At 59.7% G+C, this 20,728-nt stretch carries 19 protein-coding genes; 3 read left to right on the forward strand and 16 right to left on the reverse strand.

The genetic code is table 11. The annotated features are described in order from the left end of the window. Positions 1 to 87: 87 nt before the first annotated feature. The 3 genes from G7W63_RS09610 to G7W63_RS09620 form a co-directional block, all read right to left on the reverse strand. Positions 88 to 1,308: a multidrug effflux MFS transporter gene (locus tag G7W63_RS09610; RefSeq protein ID WP_166256698.1), complete on the reverse strand. Its 1,221-nt coding sequence runs from the start codon at positions 1,306 to 1,308 to the stop codon at positions 88 to 90. A gap of 104 nt (positions 1,309 to 1,412) precedes the next feature. After that, positions 1,413 to 2,315 carry a LysR family transcriptional regulator gene (locus G7W63_RS09615; RefSeq protein WP_166256701.1) on the reverse strand — a complete coding sequence of 301 codons (903 nt, stop codon included), beginning with the start codon at positions 2,313 to 2,315 and terminating at the stop codon, positions 1,413 to 1,415. Positions 2,316 to 2,391: 76 nt separating this feature from the next. Continuing rightward, the gene (locus tag G7W63_RS09620; protein ID WP_166256703.1) at positions 2,392 to 3,570 is read right to left on the reverse strand and encodes an alpha/beta fold hydrolase; all 1,179 of its coding nucleotides are present in this window, start codon (positions 3,568 to 3,570) and stop codon (positions 2,392 to 2,394) included. 202 nt (positions 3,571 to 3,772) lie between these two features. Between G7W63_RS09620 and G7W63_RS09625 the strand changes: the two genes are divergently transcribed. Beyond that, positions 3,773 to 4,666, forward strand: coding sequence for an acyltransferase (locus tag G7W63_RS09625; RefSeq protein WP_166256706.1), 894 nt, complete (start codon positions 3,773 to 3,775; stop codon positions 4,664 to 4,666). On the opposite strand, the gene G7W63_RS09630 is transcribed toward G7W63_RS09625, so the two are convergent. The 11 genes from G7W63_RS09630 to folE all read right to left on the reverse strand — a co-directional run bounded on the left by G7W63_RS09630 (position 4,667) and on the right by folE (position 16,224). Continuing rightward, positions 4,667 to 4,870: a hypothetical protein gene (locus tag G7W63_RS09630; RefSeq protein WP_166256709.1), complete on the reverse strand. Its 204-nt coding sequence runs from the start codon at positions 4,868 to 4,870 to the stop codon at positions 4,667 to 4,669. 75 nt (positions 4,871 to 4,945) lie between these two features. Next, entirely contained in the window at positions 4,946 to 6,904 is a 1,959-nt protein-coding gene (locus tag G7W63_RS09635; RefSeq protein ID WP_166256712.1) for a ribonuclease R family protein, read from the reverse strand. A 158-nt stretch (positions 6,905 to 7,062) separates the two neighbouring features. Beyond that, positions 7,063 to 7,518, reverse strand: a complete 456-nt coding sequence (locus G7W63_RS09640) for a DUF411 domain-containing protein (RefSeq protein WP_166256715.1) — start codon at positions 7,516 to 7,518, stop codon at positions 7,063 to 7,065. 10 nt (positions 7,519 to 7,528) lie between these two features. Then, positions 7,529 to 7,663: a hypothetical protein gene (locus G7W63_RS20120; RefSeq protein ID WP_278185420.1), complete on the reverse strand. Its 135-nt coding sequence runs from the start codon at positions 7,661 to 7,663 to the stop codon at positions 7,529 to 7,531. After that, on the reverse strand, positions 7,656 to 10,214 hold the full coding sequence (locus G7W63_RS09645) for a heavy metal translocating P-type ATPase (protein WP_166256718.1): 2,559 nt from the start codon (positions 10,212 to 10,214) through the stop codon (positions 7,656 to 7,658). The genes G7W63_RS20120 and G7W63_RS09645 overlap by 8 nt, the downstream gene beginning before the upstream one ends. A 3-nt stretch (positions 10,215 to 10,217) precedes the next feature. Beyond that, positions 10,218 to 10,658, reverse strand: a complete 441-nt coding sequence (locus tag G7W63_RS09650) for a MerR family transcriptional regulator (RefSeq protein ID WP_166256721.1) — start codon at positions 10,656 to 10,658, stop codon at positions 10,218 to 10,220. Positions 10,659 to 10,741: 83 nt separating this feature from the next. After that, positions 10,742 to 11,065, reverse strand: a complete 324-nt coding sequence (locus G7W63_RS09655) for a hypothetical protein (RefSeq protein ID WP_166256724.1) — start codon at positions 11,063 to 11,065, stop codon at positions 10,742 to 10,744. 125 nt (positions 11,066 to 11,190) lie between these two features. Next, entirely contained in the window at positions 11,191 to 13,452 is a 2,262-nt protein-coding gene (locus tag G7W63_RS09660; RefSeq protein ID WP_242634374.1) for a putative bifunctional diguanylate cyclase/phosphodiesterase, read from the reverse strand. Between the two features lie 41 nt (positions 13,453 to 13,493). After that, positions 13,494 to 14,804 (reverse strand): HD-GYP domain-containing protein, encoded by a 1,311-nt coding sequence (locus G7W63_RS09665; RefSeq protein WP_166256727.1) that lies wholly within the window; start codon positions 14,802 to 14,804, stop codon positions 13,494 to 13,496. A 386-nt stretch (positions 14,805 to 15,190) separates the two neighbouring features. After that, a complete protein-coding gene (locus G7W63_RS09670; protein WP_166256730.1) occupies positions 15,191 to 15,631 on the reverse strand; it encodes a CoA-binding protein in 441 nt (146 codons plus the stop codon). Positions 15,632 to 15,657: 26 nt separating this feature from the next. Continuing rightward, the gene (gene folE / locus G7W63_RS09675; RefSeq protein WP_166256733.1) at positions 15,658 to 16,224 is read right to left on the reverse strand and encodes a GTP cyclohydrolase I FolE; all 567 of its coding nucleotides are present in this window, start codon (positions 16,222 to 16,224) and stop codon (positions 15,658 to 15,660) included. Positions 16,225 to 16,406: 182 nt separating this feature from the next. Between folE and G7W63_RS09680 the strand changes: the two genes are divergently transcribed. After that, on the forward strand, positions 16,407 to 17,324 hold the full coding sequence (locus tag G7W63_RS09680; RefSeq protein WP_166256736.1) for an alpha/beta fold hydrolase: 918 nt from the start codon (positions 16,407 to 16,409) through the stop codon (positions 17,322 to 17,324). A gap of 65 nt (positions 17,325 to 17,389) precedes the next feature. Here G7W63_RS09680 and G7W63_RS09685 read toward each other — a convergent pair whose 3' ends face one another. Next, the gene (locus G7W63_RS09685; protein WP_166256739.1) at positions 17,390 to 18,034 is read right to left on the reverse strand and encodes a TetR/AcrR family transcriptional regulator; all 645 of its coding nucleotides are present in this window, start codon (positions 18,032 to 18,034) and stop codon (positions 17,390 to 17,392) included. A gap of 121 nt (positions 18,035 to 18,155) precedes the next feature. Between G7W63_RS09685 and G7W63_RS09690 the strand changes: the two genes are divergently transcribed. Next, complete coding sequence (locus tag G7W63_RS09690) at positions 18,156 to 19,247, forward strand: patatin-like phospholipase family protein (RefSeq protein WP_166256742.1); 1,092 nt, start codon at positions 18,156 to 18,158, stop codon at positions 19,245 to 19,247. A 41-nt stretch (positions 19,248 to 19,288) separates the two neighbouring features. Here G7W63_RS09690 and G7W63_RS09695 read toward each other — a convergent pair whose 3' ends face one another. Further along, positions 19,289 to 20,716: a CHASE domain-containing protein gene (locus tag G7W63_RS09695; RefSeq protein WP_166256745.1), complete on the reverse strand. Its 1,428-nt coding sequence runs from the start codon at positions 20,714 to 20,716 to the stop codon at positions 19,289 to 19,291. Positions 20,717 to 20,728 lie beyond the last annotated feature (12 nt).

A 20,728-nucleotide genomic window follows, 5' to 3' on the forward strand; every position in this document is an offset into this window, starting at 1 on the left:
GTGGCTAAGTCATGGCTATACGACCATGGTGGCGAAGTCAGCCACTTCTGAATCCAGAATGGGCTGGGTGGCGCTGATTGGCAGGGTTCAGCCCTGCGTCGCGGGCAGCGGCTCGAAGTCCGGGGCCGGATAGCGCTGGACCAGCACAAGGTAGGTCAGCAGGGCCCCGAGGCCACAACCGGCAATGACCGAGGCCATGACCAGGGAGGTGCCGGTGTGCATATGACCGACCAGCATGCCGATCAGGGCGGCAAAAGTCATCTGGACAAAGCCGAACAGGGCTGACGCTGATCCTGCCATATGGGGGAAGTTGGCCAACGCCCCGGCCATGGTCTGGGGTAGCACCATCCCGACCCCGGCCATAAACACGGTCTGCGGCACCATCACCGCCGTGATATGGAACATCTCAGCCGCAGCCAGTGCTGCCATCAGCGCCCCGGATGCCGCGCAGATACCTATCCCCAGCAGCAGAATACGGTCCGGTGCCTGATAGCGCCCAAGCCTGACCGCAACCAGATTGCCCCCTATATAGCCGGCAACCATAGCGGCGAAATAAAACCCGAAGAACTCGGGCCTGACCCCCATGAAATCGATCAGTACAAAGGATGAACCCGACAGGAAGGCAAACAGGCCCGAGAAAACCAGGGCATTGGTCAGGGTATAGCCCAGAAAGCTTTTGTCGCGGGCGATGGCGCTGTAGTTGGTCCACAGGCTGCCCAGGCGCAGGGATTGGCGGTGCTTCGGTGCCATCGGCTCAGGTATGCCAAAGGCAACCACCACGGCCATCACCAGGGCATAGCCGCCTAGGGCGAGGAAAATGGCGGGCCAGCCGAATCCGGTCAGCAGCAACCCTCCTATGGACGGGGCAACGGCGGGCGCCAGGGCCATGATACTGGCCAGAATGGCCATGATGCGGGCCGCTTCCCGAGGCGTGTAAATGTCCCGGATGGCGGCCCGCCCGAGCACCGGCCCGGCGGAGCCGCCCAGGGCCTGCAGGAAACGGCAGAGAATGAGGGTCTCAATATCTGTGGCCAGGGCGCAGCCGATGCTGGCAGCCGCAAACAGGACAAAACCCCCGATCATGATGGGCTTGCGCCCGAACCGGTCGGCCAGAGGGCCGCAGACCAGTTGCGCCAGGGCCAGGCCTGCCATGTAGCTACTCAGGGTGAGCTGGACCTGATTGGTGCCGGCGTTGAGCATGGCGCCCATGGAGGGCAGGGCAGGCAGGTACATGTCCGTTGCCAGCGGACCCAGCGCCACGGCCGCGGCGAGCAAGATGGTGGTCCAGACACTGGTGAGGGCAAGCATGAACAATCCTGTTCGTAAGTTAGCTAAGGATGTTCATTGTACGCCTGCAATCGGGGAAGATAAGGGCTCGCCAGCTCATACCATTGATGACGAAAACTAATAGGTCAGGCGTCGCAGGCTTCGGCGACTTCCACCAGCATCCGCCGCAACCATCGGTGGGCCGGGTCGTTCTGGTTGCGATGATGCCAGAGCATGAGAAGGGAAAACGGCTTGTGCCGGAACGGCAAAGCACAGCGCCCGAAGCCTTTCAACAGATGGTCACCCATGCGCGAGGGGGCGGTGGCCAGCAGATCGCTGTCGCGCAGGAAACCGGGTAGCCCGGAAAAGTTGGACACGGTAATCACGCTGTTACGGCTCAGCCCCAGGGCCTGAAGCGAGCCTTCAAGGGCCATTCGCTCGCCGGCACTGAACAGAATGCCAATGTGGCGGCTGCGAAGATACTCAGCCAGATTCCGGGGCGCTTGCCGCTGGTCGGCATCAAAAAAAACTTCCATGTGATCGTCCAGCAGGCGCTTCTGCAGTATATCGCTGGCGTCCGGTGGGTGAGGTGAAATGATGAGATCGCAGACATCCTTGCGCAGCATGTCGGCCGAGGGAATGCCCGAGGGCATGACATGGAGATGGATGCCCGGCGCGGCGGTCACCAGACGCGCCATCAGCGGTGGCAGCAGAAGGTCCCGCTGGTAATCGTTGGCGGCGACGGTGAACGTGAACTCCGCTTGCTTAGGGGAAAACGGCGGGCCGGCTGAAAGCGTTCGCAGGTCATCCAGTATCTGCCGCACATGGGGGCCCATCTGGACCGCATAACGGGTCGCGGCAATACCGCGCCCCGATTTGACGAAAAGCGGATCACCCAGGATCTTGCGAAGACGCTCCAGGGTGTGGCTGACGGCGGACTGGCTGACCCCAAGGCGAACGGCGGCCGCCGAGACACTGCCTTCATCGAGAACGGTGATAAAGACCGACAGCGCCCGCACATCCAGATTTAAAACATCATGACTGTTCATGAATCCAGTCTAGGGCTTTCGGGGCTGTGTCACCACAGCTGACCGGTAAAGTTTTCCTGTCACTCAGGCAGAGACCTCAGGCGGAAGCGCGCTTAGGTATCTGCCGGCCGGAGCGGGCAGCCAGCCAGTCTGCCATTTCAACCCAACTGGCCCGTGGCGCATTGCTGCCAGCCAGAATGCCCATGTGGCCGCCGGGGATAACCCGGAAGGTTTTGTCCCTGGAGCTGACATGATCCATCACCCGGCGTGCTGCATCCGGAGTCACCATGGTATCGCTGTCCCCGGCGATAGCCAGCAGATTGGCGTTGACGTTTTCCAGGTGGGCATAGTCGTCCCCCACCTGGATCTTGCCCCGCGACAGTTGATTGCCCAGCCATACCCGGACCATGGTGTCCTGAACAATACCCCCCGGGTAGGCCACCATGCGATCGAGAAACGCAGACGTGGTGGCATGGCTGGTAACAAACTCACGGTCGCTCAGGCGTACCACCAGCTCCCAGTAACCCGCCAGACTACCGATCGGATTGGTCAGTTTGAACCCGATGGTGTTGAGCCAGCCCGGTGAATGAAACCAGTCGGGACGCATGTCATGGAGTAGCAGTCCGGTGCGTCTGTGGACCGCCCTCGCCAATTTGTCGAAGCCTTGGGACATCAGCCCCATCAGCCCGGAGGCATGAGTGTCGATGGGTGAGCCAAGAATAATGGCATTGCGGATATGCTGATCCCGGCTCAGGGCTGCGTAAAACAGCGTGAACATGCCGCCCAGACTCCAGCCGTGCAGGGATAGCGCAGGCTCACCACTGTGGGCGCGGACCCGGTCCAGGTACTGGGGCAGCAACTCGGCAACGTAAGTATGAAGATTGTAATGACTGTGGTCGCGGGTAGGGGTTCCCCAGTCGATCAGGTAGACCTCGAAGCCCCGGGCGCGCAGGTAGCGTACCAGCGAGCGCTGGGGAAACAGGTCGTAGATCAGCATGTTGATCGCAAGAGGAGGAACGATGACGATGGGCGTCAGATAGGTGCCTGCCTCAACCGGGATCATCTCGCCGTCGAACTCGATGGTAGCGTCCAGAAAAGGTGGGTAGTAGCGCAGGCTTACCAGCGAGTCCCGGTGTATGACCTCAAAAGGGGTCTGGCCAGCCTGGACAAGTGAGGCTGCGCGGAACACCCGGTCAAAGGCATTTCCGGTATAGTTGCGAACCTGGTGTGAGACTGCCCGGCTTTGCCGGATAGCCGACTGGATCAGACTGGCCATGGGAATCCCTTGCGGTTTGCTTGTGGTTGGCTTGCGGTGTGAATCTGTTTGCGATGCTAACAGTATAGGGCCCGTACCGGTCGTTGCAGTGGCGAAGGTGTCACAGGCCCGGGGCAATTAGGTCAGTCGGTAGCTGCCCACCGGGCTCAAGCATTGGTATGATCGACCTCTACGAATGCCCAATAATAACTGGATGTATAACATGCTCAGCTTTCTTCCCCCGCCAGTACTTGGTGTCATCGCTTCGATACTTCTGGCCATCAATACCCTGTTCTGGTGTGTGCTTCTGTACATACCTGCACTGCTCAAGCTTGCCATACCCCATACCGGGTTCCGCGTGCGCTGTACCCGGGTGATTATCTGGATTTCCGAATCCTGGGTAGCATGCAACACCGGCTGGATGAAGCTGACCCAGGATACCCGCTGGCGGGTTGAGGGTGACGACCAGCTCAAACGTGAGGGCTGGTATCTGGTGCTGAGCAATCACCAGAGCTGGGCGGACATCTTTGCCATGCAGCGGGTATTCAACCGCAAGGCGCCCTTTCTGAAATTCTTTCTCAAGCGTGAGCTGATCTGGGTGCCGGTCATCGGCCTGGCCTGGTGGGGCCTCGACTTCCCGTTCATGAAGCGCTACAGCCGCGAGTACCTGATTAAGCATCCGGAAAAACGGGGTGAGGATTTAAGGTCGACCCGACGGGCCTGTGAAAAATTTCGCTATACCCCCGTAAGCGTGATGGTGTTCGTGGAGGGAACCCGGTTCAGCCAGGTCAAGCACGACCAGCAGAAGTCGCCCTACAAGCATCTGCTTGCCCCCAAGGCAGGCGGGGTCTCATTCGTGCTGGATGCCATGGGGAACTCCATGCAGACCCTGGTGGACGTGACCATCGCTTACCCGGGTGGCGCGCCCGGCTTCTGGGATTTTCTGTGTGGCAGGGTCAAGGAAGTGGACATGATCATCGAAACCGTGACCATTCCTGAGGACCTGAAAGGCCGGGACTACGCCACCGATCCTGAGTTCAGGCGCAAGGTGAAGCAATGGCTGGGCGAGCAGTGGCGGAACAAGGACCTGAAACTGGAAAAGCTGCTGAACGACTGATCAGGGTGTGTCGGACTCCGAAGGATCAACCTCATCCGGGTGTTCCTTGCGGAACCGCTCCCACTCCTCCCAGTCATGGGGCGTGCCGGCGTGGGGCCGCTTGAGATGCCGGGCATGTTCAAGGGCATTCTTTCTCAGGCTGTGATCGGGCTCCTCGTCTTCCTTGTCGAAGCCGTACTTCTTCATAAACTCATCAGGGCGCATAGGAAACTCCTGCCGCCGATACGGCGGTAATCCACCGTATCGCAGTTACAAGAGTGGTGGTTCCGGGCCGCTGTTTCAAGCGTCTGTCGGGTCTGTTTCCATCAGCTTGAAGTTAATCTGGCGGCGTTCCTCATCGGTGCCTGCATAAGCCACGGTGACACGCTGCTCAAGCTGGAACGCCTGTTTTTTGCCTGTCAGCCTGAGCGTGACCGGATCAAAACTGAATTTGCCTTCCAGGGTCTTGCAGCTGACAAAGCCCTCCAGGCCGTTACAGTCCAGGCGTACAAAAAAGCCTGCGGGCAAGGTGCGCGTGATGGTTCCGGTTTTTGCATCCGGGCCAAGCTGCTTGGCAAATTCGCTCTTGAGCCAGTTTTCCAGGCTGTTTGCGGCCTGGCGGGCCTTGATCTGGGCCGCTTGCAACTGTCTGAGTTCATCGGCTGAAAGCTGGGCAGCCGATTCTTGCCAGACCAGGTGCTTGAGCAGGCGATGGACATGGAAATCGCTGAATTTGCGCAACGGCGAAGTGAAGGTGGTGTAGACGCCAAGACCCATGCCCTGGTGTGCGCCGGGTTCGAAGCTTAGCTCGGCTCGGGCCAGCTGGCGGGAGATGACGGCCTTGACCGGCACGTCGGCCTCCAGTCCATCGGTTTCCCGCATGAGCTTGCTGAAACCCTCCGGTGTGGTCGGGTCTGTGTCCGCAAGGTCTGCTGCGTGGTTGGCCAGCAATGTCCGGATATTGTCCGCACGGTCGTCCCGGATACCGGGATGACAGATGAACAGTCCTTTTGCCTGTTGCTTCAGGAAATCCGCAACGCAGCGGTTGGCGGCGACCATACACTCTTCAACCAGCCTGTGGGCTTCGTTCTGGATAGCCGGTTCAATCTGGCGGATACGACGGTTCTCATCCAGTCGAAGCCGGAACTCGGGGCGATCAGCGGCCAGCAGGGCATGGGCGGCGCGCCACTTGCGCAGAGCCACCGCCGCCTGGTGGAGCTGGTCGACGTTTTTAAGCACCGGTTCCGCCAGGGACCGGAGATCGTCGTGGTCCCTGTCCTCAATAACGGCCGCCACCAGATCATAGCTGAGCTTGCCCTGAGAGCGGATAACGGCCCGGTGGAAACTGTAGGCGCCGAGACTGCCATCGTTGTTGACCTGTATGTCACAGACCAGTGCCAGACGGTCTACGTCGGGCATGAGCGAACACAGGCGGGTGCTGAGCGAGTCAGGGAGCATCGGCCTGGGCTCACCGGGAAAGTAGATCGCCGTGGCTCGCTCCCGGGCCAGGGTCTCCGCCGGGCTGCCGGGTTCAATCAGGGCAGTGGGGTCGGCTATCGCAACCGAAAGTTTCCAGCCGGTGGCATTGGGCTCGGCCCAGAGGGCGTCGTCCATATCCTGGGTGTTGGGGCTGTCGACAGTGATGTACGGTTGGTCACGGCGATCTTCCCGGCTTTCCAGATGGTCAGCCACAGTGGTTTCGTCCAGGGCCTGGGCCTGCTCCGCCACGGCCTGGGGCCAGGCGTCATCAAGATCGAACGAGGCCAGGGTGAACGCCCGCTCAATGCCTGGTTCGCCAGCCTTGCCAAGGACCTTAAGGACGCCGGCCTGGCCTTTGCCATCTTTGATGGGGTGGCGGATCATCTGGCAATAGATGAAATCATCGGGCTGGGCATCCAGGCGATGCTTGGGCGGAATGAAGATCCACCGGTTAATGCCCGGGGTTTCCGGTACCACGAAGTGGCCCTTGCCTCGTATCTGGTACTTGCCGACAAAGGTATTGAGCCGGGTTTCCAGCAACTCATCAATAGCGGCCTGGGTCTTGCCATTGTCCCCGGTCTGCTCGGTTACACTGACCCGGTCCCCCGGCAAGACCTTCTGCATCTCCTCCGGTGGCAGGAACAGATCGCGGCCGTCGTCCAGTGCTACAAAGCCGAAGCGGCCGTTAGTGGCCTTGATAGTGCCCGTGTGCACTACCTTCTCGGCTTCAATATGGGTCTTGAGCTGGCGCAACTGCTGGAGGGCGTCGGCGTTTAACATGCAAGGGAACCTGGCTGGGGGAACATGAAGATTTGTCGCGAGTATACCGTTTATGCCCCCCTGCGTCAGACCTTCATAGGCTACAGACCGGTAATTTGTATCACACCAGGACGCCTCTTCCCTGCCTGTAGGAAGGCGCGCCCTGACAGAACAAGGCCTTACTCGGGATAAGTGGCAAAGACCTTGGTCTGGCCCTGATCATTGAACAGCAGGACCTGGTAGTCATCCTGGCGGTCGCCCATTTCCATGCCGGGCGATCCTGCCGGCATGCCAGGAACAGCCAGGCCGCGAGCCTCGACGCCCTGTTCCAGCAAGCGCCGCACATCGGAGGCGGGCACATGCCCTTCAATCACATAGCCATCCACGAAGGCGGTATGACAGCTGGCCAGGGCAGGGGTCAGGCCAGCCTCGGCCTTGATGGGGTTCAGGTTCTGGGTGTCCTTGACGATGACCTCGAAGTCATTGTCCTCCATATGCGTGACCCAGTCTTCGCAGCACCCGCAAGTGGGTGACTTGTAAACCGTGACGGTATCCGGATCTTCGGCCTGGGCCATACTGCTGATGCCCAGCCCCAGAACCAGAGCGGCTATCTTTGCGCGTAGAATGACGGTCATTGGGTATTCCTCAGTGATGTGATTCGGAGCGGGTTTTACCGGAGCGCTGGCTGGTCTTGCCGGGTCTGTTGCCGCTGAGCCAGAACCAGCCGATGATTGCGCCCATCAGGACGACGCCTGTGACATTGACCAGAATATCAACCATTTTGTTCCCCTTGGCCACGGCTTGTCTTGAACAGCCGCAGGCGGTTGGCATTGGTGACCACGGTAACCGATGACAGCGACATGGCGGCCCCGGCGAAGATCGGGCTGAGCAGTACGCCCCAGACCGGATACAGCAGGCCGGCGGCCACCGGAATGCCCAGGGTGTTGTAGATGAAGGCGCCGAACAGGTTCTGATGGATGTTGCTCACCGTCGCCCGGGAAATCTCGATGGCATCCGCAACCCCGTGCAGGGAACCCCGCATCAGGGTAATGGATGCGCTCTCGATGGCGACATCGGTGCCGGTACCGATCGCAAAGCCCACATCGGCTGCCGCCAGTGCCGGCGCATCGTTAATGCCATCGCCCACCATGCCGACACGGTAGCCCTGCTCCCGGTACTGGCTGACAATGCGGGCCTTGTCCTCGGGTAAAACTTCTGACTGAATTTCATCGATACCGGCCTGCCGGCCTATGGCCTGGGCTGTGGCCTCAATATCGCCGGTTACCATCACCACCTTGATGCCGGCCTTGTGAAGCCTGGCAATGGCTTCGGCAGAGTCTGGCTTGACCGCATCTGCCACGCCGATCACCCCGAGGGCGGTCTGCTCCATAGCCAGAAACAGGGGCGTTCCTGCAGCCTCGATAATGTCCGAAGTGGCTTGCTCAAGGCCATCAAGCTCTACACCTTCGGCTTCCAGCCAGCGCCGGTTGCCCAAACGCAGCCGACTGCCTTCGTAAAAGCCCTGGACACCCTTGCCGCTGAGCACCTCAAAGTCTGTTACCGGCTCTGCGGTAACCTTCTGCTCCCGTGCCCGGTTAACCACCGCTTCGGCCAGCGGGTGCTCGGAGTGAATTTCAAGGCCTGCGGCCAGGGCCAGCACCTGGCTTGGGTCTTGACCAGAACCCGCCGACAGATGGGTAACCTTCGGATGACCCTCAGTGATGGTGCCGGTTTTGTCCAGTACCACCAGGTTGAGCTTGCCGGCGGTCTGCAGGGCATCACCCTGGCGGATCAGGGCGCCATACTCCGCGGCCTTGCCCACGCCGACCATCACCGACATGGGCGTTGCCAGGCCGAGCGCACAAGGGCAGGCAATGATCAGCACGGTGGTGGCCGCCACCAGCATGTGCACGGCCCGGGGGTCGGGGCCCACGTTAAACCACACCAGGGCGGCCGTCACCGCAATCAGCATGACAATGGGTACGAAAACAGCCGAGATGTCGTCCGCCAGGCGGCCGATGGCGGGCTTGGAGCCCTGGGCCTTCTTGACCAGCCTGATGATCTGGGCCAGGGCCGTTTCACTGCCCACCCGGGTAGCTGAGTAGATGAACGCCCCGTGACTGTTGATGGTCCCAGCGGAGACTTCCGCGCCCACTTTCTTGCTCACCGGCATGGGCTCCCCGGTCAGCATGCTTTCATCGATACGGGTCTCGCCTTCGACGATTTCCCCGTCCACCGGGAGCTTTTCGCCAGGCCGGACCCGGATGTGATCACCGACCCGGACTTCTTCCACCGGTAAATCCCGCTCCTCGCCGTCACGGATGACCCGCGCGGTCTTTGCCCGCAGATCCAACAGACGCCTGATGGCCTGGGAGGTTTTGCCTTTGGCCCGCAGTTCCAGGGCCTGGCCCAGGTTGATTAGGCCGATAATCATCGCCGAGGCCTCGAAATAAACATGGCGAGCCATATCCGGCAGCAGGTCCGGCACGCTGACCACGACGCTGGAATAGAGCCAGGCGGTGCCGGTACCCAGGGCAATGAGGGTGTCCATGTTGGCATTATGGTGACGCAGGGCTTTCCAGGCGCCCGAGAAATAATGTCCGCCGGTGAAAATCAGTGCCAGCAGGGTCAGAAATCCGAAGACCGCCCAGACCATGCGGTTGTCCGGGGTCACCATCATGTCGCCCACGGTCATGCCCCAGATCATCATTACTGCCCCCAGGCCCAGGCTGAAGGCCATCTTGATCAGGAGTTCACGGTAGTGCCTGCGGTCTTCCTGTTCCCTGGCTTCATCAGCCCGGTCCGGATCTTCAATCACGCTGGCCCCATAGCCGACACTGTCCACCGCTTTGATCAGTTGGCCAGGATTCGCATTGCCCCGGGCAGTGGCGGTCTGGTCAGCCAGGTTCATGTGGGCCGAGGTGACACCGGACACTGACAGCAGGGCGTTTTCGATGGCGCGAACGCAGGAGGAGCAGGTCGCGCCGGTAATGGCGAGCTCAACCACGTCCTCGCCAGATTCAGTGCCTCCGGGCGCCTGTCGGGGCTGATCCGGCCCAACATGATTGCGCTGCGCCGGGTCCGCGGAATCATTGGAGCTACGGCTCAGGGGTGACGCGGGATAACCGGCGTCGCTGATGCGGACAGCGGCCTCCTCCGGATCGATGCTTTCTGGCAAGGTGACCAGCTGGTGTTCCAGATCGATCTCCACGTCTTGCGGATCGGGCACAAGATCGGCCAGGGCGGTTCGGATCTTGCGGGCACAGCCCTGACAGGAGGCACCGGAAATGCGGATCCGTACTGTCGAGATGGGATTGGACGTCTCGTTCATCGCTCAGACCTCTCCCTGTTCGGTGATCGGTTCGGTGATAGGGGTGTCCCAGTGTTCAATCAGCTGGCAGATGGTGTGGCCGTCTGGGGAGCCGTCCGGCATCGACTGCCAGGTTGCCATGGCTGCTTTCATGCGGTCCCGGAGCTCGGTCAGCGCCTGTAATTGGGCCTCTACCTCAGCCAGGCGTTGCTCAAACACCTCCCGGACCATGGGGCAGGGGGAGTGATGATCGTCCGCCTGTTGCAGGATCTGCCGGATTTCCGGGAGCGAGAACCCCAACTGCCGAGCTTTGCGAGCAAACCTCAGGCGCTGGAGGTCTTCAGGCCCATAGTGCTGATAATTGTTGGACGGATTGCGCCTGGGGTGCAGCAGCAACTCCCGGGTATAGAACCTGACGGTATCAGGACTGACATCCGCGGCCTGGGCCAGATCCTTTACTTTCACGTGCCGCTCCTTGAGAAAAGGGTGTTATGGAAGTATAAAACCCTGGAGTGGCTCATAGGTCAAGGATTGATTGACGCCCGTCGTTACGGATTGTCCGATTGCCTGGCCCGCAGGAATACGCCACAGGCCGGGCATTGGTCTGGTGCCATCAGTTTTGCCCGCCAGCCGATCTTTGAGCCACAGGCCGGGCAGGTCAGCCGGGCCTGCAGCACAATAATGGGCGCGACAAGTAACGCGATGATCAGGCCCAGCGGACCCCAGCTGTCGGCGCTGGACAGACCCAGCTGGCTGCTGAATACAAGCACGATGATCAGGGTCACAAAGGCGAAAATGAAATAGCCCTTATTCCATGTTTCCCAGCGTCGGAGGCGCTGGTCCTGTGTCTTGGTAAGATATCGGTTCGCCATAGGGTCCTGTCGTTACGTGGTATCTACTGAATAGGTTGGGCAGCCAGACGGCCGATTTCAAGACTGTGCCTCGGCGAATCTACGGGCCGAGCCTGAACCGGATCAGCATTTGCGCAGGGCAGGGCCTACTTGAGGCTGGTGAGGTCATCAAAGATGATGCCCCTGACCAGCAGGGCATGGAGTTCATCAGCGGGGATGGGCCTGCTGATCAGGTAGCCCTGGGCCAGGTCGCAGCGATGATTTTTCAAAAAGTTGAGCTGGGCTTCGGTTTCAATGCCTTCTGCCGCTACCTGAATGCCCAGGTTGTGGGCCAGGTTGATAACGGCACGTGTAATGACCGCATCGTCGTGACGCTCTGTGACACGGGTTATGAAGGAACGGTCGATTTTCAGCAGATCAACCGGAAAGTCCCGCAGATAGGCAAGTGATGAGTAGCCCACCCCGAAATCGTCGATCGCCAGGTGAATGCCTAGCTTGTTGAGCCGTGTCAGCTGGTTCAGGTTGCGCTCGAGGTTATCGATAAAGATTTCCTCGGTCAGCTCGACTTCCAGTCGATCGGGGGGCACACCAAACCGCTCCAGGGCCTGCTGGATATGATCCACCAGATGATCGTCATCAAGCTCGCGCCCCGACAGGTTCACCGCAATGCGCAGGTGGGCCAGGGGGCCCTCACGCCACTCGGCGAGCTGTCGGCAAGCGGCGAGCACAACCCAGCGGCCAATGTCGGTAATCCGGCCACTTTCTTCCGCCAGGGGTATGAAGTCCATTGGGGGAATGAGGCCGCGAACCGGGTGCTGCCAACGGATCAGTGCCTCGACACTGCCCACCTGCATGGTCGCCAGGTCCAGCTGGGGCTGAAAAAACAGGACGAACTCGTCTTTTGCCAGAGCAACGCTTATGTCGTTGTCCAGCTCCAGACGCATGACTTCCCGGTCCTGCATGCCTTCGGTGTAGAACTGATAGCTGTTACGTCCGTTTTCCTTGGCCCTGTACAGGGCAATGTCCGCGTTCCGAAGCAGCAGGTCGGCATCGAGCCCGCTTTGCGGAAACACAGCCACACCCATGGTCGCGGTAATGCTGTATTCCTGGCCCTGGACCATGAAGGGCTGCCCGAAGCACTGCTGCAACTGACCCAGCAGACCGATAACGTCGTCAAGGGCTTCAACCTGTTGCTGACAGATCATGAACTCGTCGCCGCCGGAATAAGCCACCAGCACCCGCTCATCACTGAGGCTGTCGAGCCGCTGGGACACCGCCACCAGCAGCTCATCGCCAAACTGGTGCCCCAGGGAATCGTTGAGGGTCTGGAAACGCTCCAGGTCGATCATGATGAGTGCAACCTGGCGTAACTGACGGTCAGCCATTGTCAGCGTGTGGGCCAGGTCTTCCATAAAGAAACGGCGATTGGCCAGACCGGTCAGGGCATCGGTGGATTCAATCCGCACCAGGTCCTGCTGGACCGCTTCGCGGGTATAGATTTCCTGTTGCAGGTCGTTCTGAGTCCTGGTCAGCACCTGATTACGCTTCATGACCAGTTGCACCAGCAGGATGGCGAGACTCACCAGAAGTCCCATCAGCGCAATCGTCAGAAATGTGAACACCGGCCAGAGGCTCTGCTGCCGCTCTATCCAGCCGGTGGTGGGCGTGAGTTGCAAAGTCCAGTTGATCTCAGGTAACGGCAGGGCGACGCTCTGCCTGAATTCCTTTTCGGCCGGTTTTTGTGCCTCCAGTTGGTAAATGGGCCCAACCTTGTCCAGAACGTCAATATGGAAGTTTTTTCTGACGCGCGGTATGTTCAGGCTCTCCAGCAACTGCTCCATGTGAAACACCCCGGCAATGAAGCCCATGTTGGCTTCGGCCTGGCCGATAGGTTCGTAGATCACCAGGCCGGTACCCCCCTGTTTCAGAGTGATGACGCCCGAAACGTCCATGGCGCCGGTAAGGGCAGAGGTTTGCAGTGCCCGGCGCCGGCTATCGGAAAATGCGACGTTGTAGCCGATCACTTCCTGGTTACCGGCCATGGGTTCGGCCCAGCGGATGATGAAATCAGAATCGATCCATTCCACCGCCTGGTAGGTGCCAAAGTGCTCCAGGTAGCGCCGGGCATCAGCGCGCCAGATCGCCTCAGGAAGGTCGGGCTGGGCCATTCGACGCGCAGCCATGCGGCGCAAGGCCAGGGTATGGGCATTGAAATCCTGCTGGAGTTCGCGGGCAAGGGTGGTGGCTTCAGCCTCGATGCTGCTGTCGAGCTGGGACTTCTCCTCCTGTTCTATGCCGTGTTTCAGCAGGCCGGCAACGACGAGAAACAGCAAAAAGACCAGCACCGGCAGAACAGGGCTCCAGAGGCTGCGCGTCAGCAAGCGGGTCGTCGAGGGTTTACTGTCCACATTGAACTCCGGTCGGGACTACTGGCGAAAAATGATACAGGTCAGGCTCCAGCAGCTCCGTGACCACTGACCGCCATAACCTGGCCAATACGCGCCCCCAGGGAAACGCCATGGGCCCCGTCGGCCAGTGGCTGTTTTATGGAGTAGGCCCGGCCTTCGGAATCAAGCGGGTTTTCGGCCAGGTCGATGATATAGGGGACCGTGCCCCGCTTATCGGCGCCCAGGATGATTTCCACCCGGGGCCGCAATTTCTTGCCCGGGTGAGCGGCAATGACCAGCGCCACTTCACCGGTGGAAAGCTCCACCAGTGTGCCAGCGGGGTAGATGCCCACCATGCGGATAAAGGCTTCGATCATGTTAGCGTCGAACTGCTCGCCACGGCCACGGTAGAGCTCCCTCATGGCTTCCGATGATGGGATGCCTTCCCGGTAGCAGCGGTCACTGGTCATGGCATCGAAGGCGTCGACAATCGCGACAATGCGCGCAAATCGGCTGATCTGCCATTCGTCCAGTCGGTGGGGGTAGCCCTTGCCATCAATGCGCTCGTGATGGTGTCGGGTCACGTCGGCGACAATAGGTTCCAGCTGATGGTGGGATTGCAGCAACTGATACCCGAACTCGGTATGCCGCTGCATCTCGGCCATCTCATCTGCGGTCAGGGGTCCGGGCTTGTTGAGTATCCCGGCCGGTACTTTCAGTTTGCCAATATCATGCAGTAGGCCGCACAGGCCGATAACTTGAAGATCTTCCTGGGGCATGCCGAGAAAGCGGCCGAAGGCGATGGCGTAAATGGCGACCCTCAGGCAGTGCTCGGCCGTATAGGCGTCCTGGGATTTGATCCGGGCCATCCAGAACATGGCATTGGCGTTGCTCTGGATGCTCTGGACACAGTTATGAATAAGCGGCTTGGCGTCACTAAAATCAAGTTCGCGGTCGGCCTCAATGTCGGACAGTATGCGGTCGACAAAATCCTGGGTCTGGCCATAGGCGGCTTTGGCCTTGGGAAGCTCCTGCTTCAGGGAGCGCAGTTCAGGCAGTGGCTGGTTCACTTTGCGGTTCAGCGCTTCCAGACGCTCGTCAATGATGGCCAGGCGCTTTGGATCCCCCTCCACCAGGACCCAGTGGCAATAATGCCGCAGGGTCTGTATCTGATCGGGAGTGTCCACCACAAAGCCCTGGAAGAGCAGGGGCACTTCAGTCCAGGGACGGTCCAGCTTGATGATTCGCATGCCGATTTCCACCATATCCACAGGCAGGCGGGTACGGGGAATGGCCGTGTCCATCATGGCGGGATCCGGCCGTTTCTGGAAACGCCGGGCGGCTGGTTTGGCAGTTTTACGTCGAAACAACATGGGCGTCACTGGATGCAGGTTACTTCCTATTATGACAGAACCGGAAAACTTCGCACCCTGTGAACGTATGACTTATGTTAAAGCTCTGTTTTTTGGGCGCTAAAAGGGCAAATGGCTCCAGGAAGACGCCACGCAAAAGACAGAAATCACAAAGAAAATCTTGCTAAATGACCGAATGGGCTCTCTCATGAAACACCTCCGTATGTGGACGATTTTCGTTCCCTTGGAAGGAGGTAGTACGCAAATTCAGTTCCGTATCTGATAAAACTGCGCGTTTATCGAAGGTTGCCCATCATCCCTGAGACATTTCCTGAAGCCCCATCAGGAGAAAGTGTAAGGTAAGGTGACATTATCGCTGAGGGCGTCAGGTAGAGTAGCGCCTGCTTTCAGCAATCCCCCCTGGGGATGAGGGGCACGCCCAGCCTTGGTATCTCCGTTTTGGGGCAGCGATCCATGACCACGGATAAACCGGCTTCTTCGGCCCGGTTTGCCGCTTCCTCATCAATAACCCCGCGCTGCAGCCAGACTACCGGAATCCCGGCAGCAATCACGGCGTCCACTACAGGTCCGACGCGCTCCGGGTTGATAAAGAGGTCTGCCATATCCACCCCCTTGGGCAGGGACTGAACGTCCGGGTATACCTGTTCGCCTAGCAGTGTCTGGCCTGCCAGCCGGCGGTTGACCGGAATGACACGGTAGCCGCGTCCCTGCAGGTACGCCATGACCTCGTGGCTGGGGCGATGGATCTTCTCGCTCGCGCCTACCAGGGCTATGGTCCGGGCCGACTCAAGGATGGTGCGCAACTGCTCGGGATTGCTCTGGGGCATGGTGCTCTACCTGGGAAAGGTGAATCCTAGTGCTTCTGGATCAGTGTGAGAAACTCGGTCCGGGTGGCCTGGGATTGCCGGAAGGAGCCGAGCATGACCGAGGTCTTCATCAGCGAGTTCTGCTTTTCCACTCCCCGCATCATCATGCACATGTGCTGGGCCTCTATGACAACGGCCACACCTTTGGCGTTAGTTACGCTTTCGACCGCGGTGGCAATTTCCCGGGTCAGATTTTCCTGGATCTGCAGGCGTCGGGCATACATATCAACGATGCGAGCGAACTTGGACAGACCCAGAACCCTGCCCTGGGGTATATAGGCGATATGACACTTGCCAATAAACGGCAGCAGGTGATGTTCACACAGACTGTAAAGCTCAATGTCCTGAATAATGACCATCTCGTCCATCTGGGACTCGAAAATAGCGCCGTTCACCAGATCCTCGAGATTCTGGGCATAGCCTTTGGTAAGGAACTGCATCGCCTTGGCAGCCCGTTCCGGCGTATTCTGAAGCCCTTCACGCTCCGGGTTCTCGCCGAGGTTGGCGATAATTTCCCGGTAATGCCCGGTGAGCAGGTTGAGCTTGTCAGTCATGTCGTTGTCCAGTTCCCGTGATTGATTAAAACAACTGTAAAGAATTCGCGGCGCAGAGTAGCAAGTTCTGCTGGTTCACACATTCCTGAATGCCGTCAAAGGGTTCTGGTTTAGCACCCGCCTTTGATTTAAAGTTCAGGAGCGAAATCTTGCAAGCCCCCAGGAGAAGGCAGAGACAACCCATGGAGCGAGTCGTTCCCCACTATGGCGGAAAAACCGTAGCCGGTACCGCGCTGTCCCCGGAACAATGGCAGAACGATGGCAAGTGGTTCAACTACGGCAACCATGCCATTTTCAGCCGCATCATGGGCGAGGGCGAGCCGCTGGTGCTGCTTCACGGCTTTCCTACTGCAAGCTGGGACTACAGCCTTCTCTGGCCATTGTTCAACCTTCACAAATACCGGCTACTGACCCTGGACATGCTGGGTTTTGGCTTTTCTGACAAGCCCGTTAACTATGCCTACAGTATCGAAGATCAGGCGGATCTCCAGCAAGGCTGGATAGAGGCCCTGTGTCTGAAAAACGTTCACCTCCTGGCCCATGACTACGGCTGCAGCGTCGCCCAGGAACTGCTGGCCCGGGAGCAGGAAGGTTTGCTACGTTTCCGGATCGCCAGTGTGTGTTTTCTCAACGGTGCCCTGTTTCCGGAAGTACATCGCCCCATGATGATTCAACGCCTGTTATCGAGTCCCATCGGTGGCCTATTGAGTCGCGGACTCACCCGCAGCGTGTTCGATGCCAATTTCTGCCGTCTGTTTTCTGCCGAACGTCGGCCAAGCCAGCAGGAACTCGATAACTTCTGGCAGCTGCTGACCTACAATAACGGCCGGGGCGTCCTGCACCGCCTCATACACTACATGGAGGAGCGCCGTTGTCATCGCAACCGGTGGGTGCAGGCCCTGCAGTCAGCGCAACAGCCGATGCGGCTGGTTTCCGGTACCGCTGACCCGGTCTCCGGGGCAGCCATGGCCCTGCGATACCGGGAACTGGTGCCGTCCCCCGACGTAGTGAGTCTGCGCGGGGTAGGCCATTATCCCCATTATGAAAGCCCGGCGGAAGTCTTCCGGGCCTTTCGTGAATTCCACCAGAGCTTTACCTGAGCCCGCGGCCTAAAGGCGGTGGTCGGGCTCCGGGCTTCCGCTTTCTGTCCAGAGCGCTGGGCTTATCAGGGCCGCCCTTGCTGGAACGCCAGCCCGCCAACTACGTAATCCACGAATTCGTTAAACAGGGTGGTGTCGTCGGGCCGGATATTCCCAAAAGGAGTATTGGCGAGCATCTCTATTTCGGTAGCGCCATGGATCAGGTTTACGAAAGTGAAGGCGAGACGGATGCGTAAGCTACTGCGCGGCACACCAGGCAAGATCCGATGAAGCTGGGCCTCGATCCGCTCTATTTCAAAACGGAAGTGGCGGTTTAGCAGGAGCATCACCTCCTGGGTATTGTCGGCATGAAGATGGGCCATGAACCGTAACGCCGATGTGCCCCAAGGCAGCGATGGCGTGCTCAGCTGGAGGTAGGGAAGCGCGAATGACCGCACCACATCCCTTATTGAGGGCGCCTCGGCAGCTTCAACCCGGTTGATGCAGCTTTCGAACCGGGGCCGAAGGTGATCAGTGATCAGAGTCAGCACCGCCTCGATAAGGCCAAGCCGGTTGCCGAAATGGTAATGGGCGGCGGAGGAATTGCGCGTGCCCGACTCAGAGCTGATGGTCCTGAGCGACACCCCTTTCAGACCGCGCTCGGCGTAGAGTCTCAATGCGCAAAGCAGAAGTTTCTGGCGAGTTGACGTGCCGTTGCTGGGTGCGGCCATAAACCGGGCTCAGGGACAGTTTGCCATAGTATACCTGAAGCCAAGGCTGATGGTTGCCATGGCCTGCCTGTGGTTTGGGGCATCGGACTTCGGTAAAATTCCGCTATTTCCAGGTGCCTCTATGACTGCAATTCATGCTCGCCCGCCAGCCCTGACCATCCGCGCCGGGCGCCGAGCCATACAAAAAATAAGGACGAACGGTCTGAATGCCGCGGACGTGCACGTGGTGCCTGGCGCCGCCGGAGGTCCCAAGGCCCTGGGTATCTCTGGTCTGGACAAGGCGATTTTTGGTGACTGGCTGCCGGGCGCACCCCAGGAACGTGCGCTGATCGGTTCATCGATAGGAAGCTGGCGGTTTGCGGCGGTTGCCTCCGGTGATCCCAGGGCCCAACTTGCACGTCTGGCTGAGCTTTACACCTCCCAGAGGTTTGCCAAGGGCGTCAGCCCCGCTGAGGTTACCCGCAAGAGCATGCTGTTCCTAGACACCCTGCTGGCAGGAAAGGAAGAGGCCATCCTTTCGCACCCCCATTACCGGCTCAGCATTATGGTGGTTCGTAGCCGGGGCATGCTTGAGCAGGACAGCAGGGGCAGGCTTTCACTGGGGCTGATGAATGCCATAAGCGCCAATATGGTGAGCAGGAGGCATCTTAGCCGTTTTATGGAGCGCGGCATCATCCATGACAGCCGCCTCAGGACGCCCCTTTCCCAGTTGATGGATTTCACCAGCCACCATGTCGCCCTCAACCGTGAGAATCTGATGCCGGCCTTGCTGGCTTCGGCATCCATCCCATTGGTGATGTCCGGCGTCCGCAACATACCCGGTGCACCGGATGGCCTCTACCGGGATGGAGGCCTGCTGGACTACCACCTGGATCTGCCCTACGAGCAGCCGGGCATTGTGCTCTATCCCCACTTTACCGATTGCATTATCCCCGGCTGGTTCGACAAAACACTGCCCTGGCGCAGAGGCAATGAAACCGGGCTGCAGGACGTTGTACTGATCGCGCCCTCCCGGCAGTACCTGGCCAGTCTGCCTGACCGCAAGTTACCGGACCGCAAGGACTTTGAGCGCTATATGAACGATGACGCCGGGCGAGAGAAAGCCTGGCAGATCGCCATTGCTGAAAGTGATCGCCTCGGTGACGAGTTTCTGGAGCTTACAGAGTCGGGGCGTATCGCCGACGTGGTACGGCCACTGCACGGTCGCGGCTAACTTCAGGTGAGGCCAGGCAGAGGCTCCGGCAGCGGGGGGAGTCAAGCCTCCGTGCGGGGCTGACCGGTCATGCGGAATCCGGTACAACCGCTGACGGCGTCAATAACGGCGGTGATTCGCATGGTCACAGCGACCGCTATGCCACGGTCGTTGACGAGGTGAAGGTCGATCCGTGCCATTTTCCTTTCCTGGCGGGCCGAGGCAATGGCTGCCTCGAAGTTTGCCCTGTCAGCTTCGTGCACGCAGGCATGAAACGGTCGCTCGGCAAGCTCTGCCGGTGGCCGGTTGAGGATGTCCATGATCTGGGGCGAGACATAGGTCACCTGCTGGTGCTCATCTAACTCGCAGACGAAGCCACCGATCAGGGCCACCAGGTCCCGGCTTCGCTGTTCGCTGTTGTTCAGGGCCTGGGTGAGAATCGTTTTCTCCACTTGGTTGTTGTCGAGTCGGCGCTCCAGGTAACCGTTGGTGTCTTCTGCGGTTTCCAGGGCACGCCGATTGGCGGCAAGCGCACGGCTCAGGATCAAGGTTGCAATCACACCAATGGCGGTTATGGCCAGTCCGGCAAGCCAGACCAGTTGCACTGGCCGTTGCGACGGTTCGCGGAGGAAGGCTCGGGTAGGCGTCGTGGTCACAAGCCACTGGCGGTTACCGATCTGTACCTCGGAACGCAGCGCCTGGTTGGGCTCCTGATCCCCGAGTGCGACAAATCGCAGCAGCGGTGACTTCGTGTGCTGGTCCACATCATGGACCGTGAGCTCGGTAGCCGGCAGCCGGGTCGGCTCAAGGGCCTTGGCAAGCCACTCTGCGGGATCAACCGCAAGCCCCAGGAGCCGATCCTCGGAGCCGGGAATAAAAATCCGGGTTGTACGGGACTGTCCCTCTTTCCCCGGCAGGCTGGTCAGGGGGGTTGCCGTTACCTCGCCCTCAGTCAGCGCGACTCTCAGGGCGTCCTGCCAGTGAGGCACGGTATCTGCCACCAGGCCGGCCGTAAGGCCGTGATTTTTTGACCCTTCCACCCAGCGGATGACCAGGTACTCGTCGGCATCGGGCATGGTCTGGATGGGCTCCTCCTGCTGCCAGCGGCCGAACCTGATGAATTGGCCGAGCTCAACCGATAGCTGCTTCTCGAGGTCAGAGCGAAGCCCGTGGGAGACGGTTTCCAGATACTCCACTGCTCTCAGCCCTGGTTCACGGGCGATCAGTGTGGCGGCATGCTCGCGGAACGTGGCCTCGTTGGGTGGCAGCGGGTCAGCAAGGTGTTGGGCGGCGTCGATCAGGTGGTCTATCTGCGCCTGTAGTCGTACCGTTGCCCCATGATGCTGCTCGGCAAGTATGTGGCGCCGGAGCATGACACTGTGGTCCTGCACCTGAAGTGCCAGTAGCCAGGTAATAAGCGGGCCCAGGATGAGCACCGGCAGGAACAGCCAGAGCAGCAGGCGCGATCGTGCAGGTATAGGGGTGTCCATGTCCGCCTCCCG

The organism is Marinobacter salicampi (assembly GCF_011074795.1).
Taxonomy (GTDB): Bacteria; Pseudomonadota; Gammaproteobacteria; order Pseudomonadales; family Oleiphilaceae; genus Marinobacter; species Marinobacter salicampi.